Below are 6610 nucleotides of genomic sequence, written 5' to 3' on the forward strand. Positions count from 1 at the left end.
GAGCCATCCTGGCCCACCTGGGCCAGCCGACAACCCTGCGCCTGCGCGGCCCCTTCCTCTGCTGGGATGAGCAGCTTTACTTCCCCAGCCCCCTGCACCTTGACCAGGGATCCCCGCTGGTGCCCATCCCCTGGCTGGAAGAGGAGCATTCCTACAGCGGCTACCGTTGGGATCCCACTCGGCCGGCCCCTTTGGTAGCGGCAGCTCCGGAGGAGGAACGGCCAAGCCCCAAGCAAAAGGCCGCCGGCTACCTGCCCTTTCAGGCGGTGCAAAAAGCGCTGCAGGGCAAGGGCTGGGATCTGGCTCAAGCTGTTCCGCCCCCCTGGGTGGCAGAGGTGCGGCCCCACAACACCCTGCAGGCGGGCAAACGTCAGGTGCGAGAAGCCGATGGCTACTTTGTGGAAACCTGCATCCGCCTGCAGCCCGGCTGGAGCCTGGCTTTCTCCATCGAGTGCTGGGATCCCGAGCGCGAAACCTGGGATCCCTTGCCCCTGGAGCAAGAAGAGGTGGTGCGGCTGGGGGGAGAAGGCCACGGCGCTCTCCTGGGCCCTTGCCCAAAGCTAGGCAAGCAGTGGCAAGCGCTGCAGGAGCTCTCCCAAGAGACCTTCCGGCAAACCCGGCGGGCCTTGGCCTACCTGGTTACGCCTGGAGTGTTCATCAAGAAGGTGGATGGGCGCTCCCTCTGCCGCGCCTGGCCCTGGGAATGGCGCTTGGCCACCCCCCATCCCGCCCACTCCCTCACCGGCCCTCTGGTAAGCGTGGCCACCGGCAAGCCGGTTCCCATCAGCGGCCGCCTGCGGGTGGATTCCCTAACAGAGCCGCGCAAGACCAGCTTACCGGCTCCGCAAGTGTTTGCCGCCCCGCCCGGCAGCGTCTACTACCTGGAGCAGCCGGCTCCCCTTGGGCAGGACGAGCCGGAGCTGGAAGATGGCCGGCTCAACGTCTTCCACCGCTGGCGGCTGTTGGGCTACAGCGAGTTGCTCTGGCTGCCTTGGGTTAACTGATGCTTTTGCAGCCCTGTTCTTTGTCGATAAGGAGTGTTTTTTCGATGACTTTTCACCTGGTCTATCTCACCCTGTTAACCCCCCTGCACACCGGCGGCACCACCCAAGAAGGCAACCTCTTGGGCATTGCCCGCGAAGCCCACACCAACTTGCCCTACATTCCTTCCAGCACCATCCGCGGCAAATTGCGGGCCAGTGTGGCTGAGAAAGAGTTAAAGTTTGAGCTCTTTGGCAACGAAATTGGGGAGGGGGATCAGCTTACCCAAGGCTCCATTTGGATTGGGGATGGATCCCTGTTGTGGGTGCCGGTGGCTTCCCTCAGCCACGGGGTAGTCTGGATGAGCTGCCCCCTCTTGCTCAAGCGCTGGCTGCGGCTAAGTGGCCAGCAGTTGCAGGTGCCGGATCCCTATAGCACCAACTTGGAGACAAACCGGCCCCTCTACCTCAAGGATGCCATCCTGAAAAATGGCCTGAAAAAGTGGGCCAACTGGCAAGACTTTGTCAAGTCTTCCAGCATCACCCGCGTCATCGTCTTGCCGGATCAGCACTGTGCCACCCTTATTCAAATGAGCCTGTGGCGGCAGGTAAAAGTTAAGCTCAGCGAGCACAAAGTTGTAGAAGGCGGCTTTCGCTACGAAGAGGCCATCCCCCCCGATAGCCTGATGTACTTCACCTGGGGGGTAACAGCCCAAGCCAACGGCAGTTCCCAAAAAGCAGTGGAGCAATTTCGGAAGCTCCTGCAGGATAACCAGCTCCTGCAAATTGGCGGTCAGGAGAGCCTAGGCCGGGGCTTTGTCGAGTTGTCTTGGAACTAGTTGAGGAGGCTTTATGGAAACTTTTGATCCCCGCACGTTGGCCAAGCCTGTTTACGAATCCCTTCGCCAGTTAAGGGCTCAAACCAGAGACCAAGAAAAGCTTAAGGAGCAGAAAAACCAGGCTGTGGAACTCTACACCTACCTTTCCACCTGGGGCCTGCTGCGCCTTAAGGCAGAAGAAGATGCCCTCGGCCAAGACGGCAAAAAGCAAGTGGTCAAGGAGTTCTTTAATTGCCTGGAAGAGATTTCTGGTCAGAAGGGAATTGCTAACTCCAATGGTCTGGATCGTCTTATGGGACTGGGAGTCGAAGAGTATCTAGGTTTAACAGGGTTAGGGCTGGCTTTGGCTCAGGAGTTTGGCTTTTGGGCCATGGCCATCTACCACGACATTAAAGGAGGGGAGTAATGGGCGTCGCGATCCCCCTGCAAGCGATTTCCCTGCAAGAAGGCAGCCGAGTGGTTATTCATTCTCTTACCTGGCAAGACTGCGAGAGCATTCTGGAGGAGCTGGGCGAAGATCGCCACACTCGCATTGCCTACTACGATGGCACTTTTGAGATCATGTCTCCCTTATCCAAACACGAGCGCCTTCATCGCATTGCCGGGTATATTGTCTCAGCCATTCTCGATTCTCAGGGTAGGGATTGGGAAGACTTTGGCTCAACAACCCTTAAAAAGTCAGGCAGGGCTGGAGTGGAGCCCGACACCTGCTTCTATGTCAATCACCTGGAGTTGGTGCGAGGTTGCGAGGGCAGGATCGATGTCGATCAGTTGCCCCCACCTGATCTGGCCATCGAGTCCGACGTTACTTCCCGAACTTTTATCGAGGCCTATGGAGCCATCGGCGTGCCGGAAGTTTGGACCTTGGGTGAGCGAAGTTTGCGGATCTTTATCCTGCAGGGAGAAGACTACGTAGAATCAAGCCGCAGCCGGCTTTTTCCAGACTTCGACATCCCCAATCTTGTACCTCAACTCATTCGACGCGCCCTAGAAATTGGTACCAGCACCATGTTGCGTGAATTTCGCCAAACCCTTGGTAATTCCTAACCCTGTTTCCCGCTTTTGGAGAAGATCCCATGACCAGTCATCGCCCTGCTCGTCCTGGTAACACGCCTCAGCCGCTTGCTCGTCCCCCCAGGCCAGGGGATCCCAGCCGCCGGCCGCCTCAGGAAAATCGAGGCCCCAATTCTCCTAGAGGAGGCAATGGAGGGGGAAACCAGCCGCGCGGTGGAGGCGGTGGCGGAGGAGGCAACAATCCTCAGCCCTCGCCTTGGCTGGGTCACCCCTTGGATCCCACGCCCAGGCCGGATCCCACCGCCGGCTTTATCGAGTATCTGCGCTGGATGCGAGCGCCGGTTGATGCTGCTACTAAAGACGGCACCAAAGCGGAGCTGGCGCACCAAGTGGAAACAACGATCAACCTTGGAGCCCGCTTGAAAGTTTTGAACGAGCGCACCCAACGCATTGCCAGCGACACCTTTCAGGTTACCTGTCCCTGGCGAATTCGAGTCGGTGGGGCCAAGGGCCCAGAGAGCATGTTGCTCCCCGCTTTCGATCCCTTAGGGATCCCTTACATTCCTGGCTCCACCCTGCGCGGTGTAGCCCGCTCCCAGGCCATTCGGGAGCTGATGCAGGAGCGCAACCTATCTTGGGATCAAGCAGACCAAGCTGTAGCTCCTTGGTTTGGCCACCTACAAGCTGAGGAAAAGGATAGCGCCGGCAAGGTTATCTTTTTGGATGCCTATCCGGTACCCACTCGGCCCCAAAGGCGGGAGGATCCCGATAACTCCAAAACGGGGGGGCTGGCTGTAGATATTGCTAATAACGTCTGGAAATGGAATGGAAAAAATCTTGAATACTCGACCAACCCCAACTTATTTTTCTCTCTCAAGCAAGCCACTTTTTTGATTGGCCTACGCAAAGGCAGCGGCTGCACCGATGAGATGCTGGATCAAGTTAAGCAATGGCTCCTCCGGGGTTTGGAGCAAGGGGTGGGATCCCAAGTAAATACTGGCTACGGCCGGCTGGTTTCCTCAGGAAGATCCCCCGACAAGTACCGGGGAGAATTCTTGCGCCTGCCCTTTGAGTTAGAAGGCCAACTCATTCACGGGCGCCAGGTAGTCAACTGGAGACCCGACAAGAATCGCTACGACAACCGATCCATCGCCGAAGTGCGGCCCGTGGCCTTTAAGAATATGCTGCGCTATTGGTTCCGCACCCTTGCCCTGGGAGTTTTGCCGGTCGATCAGGTGCAGGAGTGGGAAGGGCAACTTTTTGGCGCCATCACCCCTAAGCAAAAACACGGCTGGATCCATGTAGATCTCCTAGATGGCAAAGTCTCTCAGCCGGAGCCGGAGCCCAATCAGCAAGGAAGAAATAAACCTGCCGGACGACAAGAAGGGATCCTCGTCTTGAGTCTTTCGGGCGAGTGCCAAAATTATGCTTCGCAGGAAGATCAAGAGGCGGCGAAAAAGCTCTTTGCCAACCTCACCTGGATGATGTTCCATCTGGGAGGTGTGGGCCAAGGGGCCAGAAGACCCTGCTACTCCCGCCAAAACCGCGAGCGGGCTCCCTGGTGGCGCGGCTCTACCCTAATTCCCAGGTCAGAGGATGCCTTCTGGGAGCTGCCGGAATCGGTGACTGAGTTTCAGAAGCTTTTCCAAAAGCGTCTGGAAAACTTTTTTGCCGCTCTCAAGACTCTAACCAAGCAGGCTATTAACCCCAATAGCCCAAGAAGTGTTGGCCAAGTTGACAGGGATAAATGGCCGCAAGCAGTGGATGCCAACTGCCAGATTGTGGTCTGCAGTGGCGAGGAAGAGTTTAATAAACCCTATGCCCTGGCCACTTTGCATCGTCTTGGCCGGCAGGGCGAAGGCCGGTACGACAAATTCTTGTGTGGGGGTGTACAGGTACCCTCTCCGGTTTGGATTGCCGATTTGGGTGATTACCAAGTGGTTACCGTTTTTGGAGCAACGGCGGATCCTAGGAAAATGTATCTCGACGAGCTCAAGGGAAGTGCCGATGGCTTTGGAGTAATCTGGCCCTTGAGATAGAAAAATCTTGGAGAGTTTTTGGGAAAACCATGCCTAGAAAGAAGATCAAAGCCAAAGTTCTTAGAAACCTTGTTACAGCTACAATCAATGGCTTGATTACACTAGTCATTTTGCTCATTGCCCCCTTGGGCCTGGCAGCCGTGATTACCAACATATTCTGGTTACAATTGCCAGCTTCTTTTCTGGAAGCTTAACGGAGATAGTCATGGATCTTTTGTCAAGTCCTGAAATTGACGTAGATGTTTTACCAGAAGAGCGCCAATCCAAGACCAGCACTTCCATAGAGCCAAGGCGAGGCTCAGAGAGTCTGCGCCGAGATGATCGATAATGCGAACCTTGTATGTTTCCCAGCAAGGGTGCAGGCTAAGCCTCAGGCAAGAGTTTGTGCTGGTTCATTTGGGCGATTTGCTCTTGCAGGAGGTGCCTCTGCCCTTGCTGGAGCAAATTTTAATCTTCGGCCGCTCGCAGGTGACTACCGATGTTGTAAGAGAGTGCTTGAAGCGCAATATCCCCATTGCCTACCTCTCCCGACTCGGCTATTGCTACGGTCGCCTCATTCCCATTGAAAGGGGCTACCGCCGCTTGGCCCATTGGCAACAAGCACTCCCTGAAGCATGGCGATTGCAAACAGCAGCCCAGATAGTGCGAGCTAAGCTCCTCAATGGGCGCGTGTTGTTGATGCGGCAACTTAGGCAGCGCCCCAGCGAAACTGGGGATCTAACCCTGCGCAGCCTGGAACATCTGGCCGAGCAAGTTCTGCAGGCTAAGTCTCTAGATCAATTGCGCGGCATTGAAGGGATCGGCGCAGCCCTGTATTTCCCAGAATTGGGCAATTGCCTACAACAAAAAGGATTTGTTTTGCTCAAGCGCACCCGACAACCACCCACCAATCCAGTCAATGCCATGCTTAGCTTTGGCTATATGGTGCTCTGGAACCACCTATTAACCTTGATTGAGCTGCAAGATTTGGATCCCTATCAAGGTTGCCTACATGCTAGCAGTGAACGCCACGCTGCTCTGGTTTCCGATTTGCTGGAAGAGTTCCGAGCGCCTATTGTGGACTCCCTGGTACTGTGGCTTGTCAATAGTGGTGTTATGGATATCCAAGAAGACTTCGAGTATCGAGATGGGGGCTGTTTTCTCAACGATGCTGGCAGAAAGAAATACCTCAAAGCTTTTCTCCAGAGAATGGAGGGATCCATTACAACTCCTGCTGGGGATCAGCCCCGCTGGGATTTGCTAACACAGCAGGTTAAGAAGTTTAAGCAGTCCGTCTATAATCCTCAAGACTTGTATCAGCCTTACCGGATTCGCTGATGTTTCTTTATGTTGTTACCTACGATACTCCCTGTGACAAGCGCCGCAAGAAAATTGCCGACTTGCTAGAAGGCTACGGCAAGCGGGTGCAGTACAGTGTCTTCGAGTGCGTCCTCAACAAGGACAAGTTCGAGGAGCTCAAGCTACGGCTCCGGAAAAGGATCAAGCCCAACGAAGACAGCGTCCGCTTCTATCCCCTCACCAGCCACGCCCTCGATCAAGTGGAAATCTGGGGTGAACCCCCTTTAACTGCACCCCCTGGCTCGGTCATCGTGTAGCTCAGGCAACTTTCCCCCTACCTAAGTACTTGATGTTCTCGAAAGCACACAAAAACGGTATCAGCAGCTCTGCGAGCGCCTCGCCAAATCCCGCAAAGGCCGATTCTTTCGTTGACCCGCTCGATGCCTTGCCCCACAAGGCT

8 protein-coding genes are annotated in these 6610 nt (G+C 55.6%); all 8 read left to right on the plus strand.

Annotated elements, in window-relative coordinates; translation table 11 throughout:
* Window positions 1–1004, plus strand: a 1004-nt coding sequence (locus NW845_RS11920) for a type III-B CRISPR module-associated Cmr3 family protein (protein ID WP_414378690.1), incomplete at its 5' end; no start/stop codon positions are given.
* A gap of 44 nt (window positions 1005–1048) precedes the next feature.
* Window positions 1049–1819 carry a type III-B CRISPR module RAMP protein Cmr4 gene (cmr4, locus tag NW845_RS11925; protein ID WP_414366230.1) on the plus strand — a complete coding sequence of 257 codons (771 nt, stop codon included), beginning with the start codon at window positions 1049–1051 and terminating at the stop codon, window positions 1817–1819.
* Window positions 1820–1832: 13 nt separating this feature from the next.
* Entirely contained in the window at window positions 1833–2225 is a 393-nt protein-coding gene (locus NW845_RS11930; protein WP_414335540.1) for a hypothetical protein, read from the plus strand.
* Window positions 2225–2866 carry a Uma2 family endonuclease gene (locus NW845_RS11935; RefSeq protein ID WP_414378691.1) on the plus strand — a complete coding sequence of 214 codons (642 nt, stop codon included), beginning with the start codon at window positions 2225–2227 and terminating at the stop codon, window positions 2864–2866. The genes NW845_RS11930 and NW845_RS11935 overlap by 1 nt, the downstream gene beginning before the upstream one ends.
* 29 nt (window positions 2867–2895) lie before the next feature.
* Complete coding sequence (locus NW845_RS11940; protein WP_414378692.1) at window positions 2896–4872, plus strand: RAMP superfamily CRISPR-associated protein; 1977 nt, start codon at window positions 2896–2898, stop codon at window positions 4870–4872.
* Window positions 4873–4901: 29 nt separating this feature from the next.
* On the plus strand, window positions 4902–5066 hold the full coding sequence (gene csx18, locus NW845_RS11945; RefSeq protein ID WP_414378693.1) for a CRISPR-associated protein Csx18: 165 nt from the start codon (window positions 4902–4904) through the stop codon (window positions 5064–5066).
* Between the two features lie 133 nt (window positions 5067–5199).
* On the plus strand, window positions 5200–6189 hold the full coding sequence (cas1, locus tag NW845_RS11950) for a CRISPR-associated endonuclease Cas1 (protein ID WP_414378694.1): 990 nt from the start codon (window positions 5200–5202) through the stop codon (window positions 6187–6189).
* Entirely contained in the window at window positions 6189–6467 is a 279-nt protein-coding gene (cas2, locus tag NW845_RS11955; RefSeq protein ID WP_414335550.1) for a CRISPR-associated endonuclease Cas2, read from the plus strand. Before cas1 ends, cas2 begins: the two co-directional genes overlap by 1 nt.
* Window positions 6468–6610: the final 143 nt, after the last annotated feature.

Origin of the sequence: Synechococcus sp. H60.2 (genome assembly GCF_047462315.1) — a bacterium.
In the GTDB taxonomy this organism is placed as follows: domain Bacteria; phylum Cyanobacteriota; class Cyanobacteriia; order Thermostichales; family Thermostichaceae; genus Thermostichus.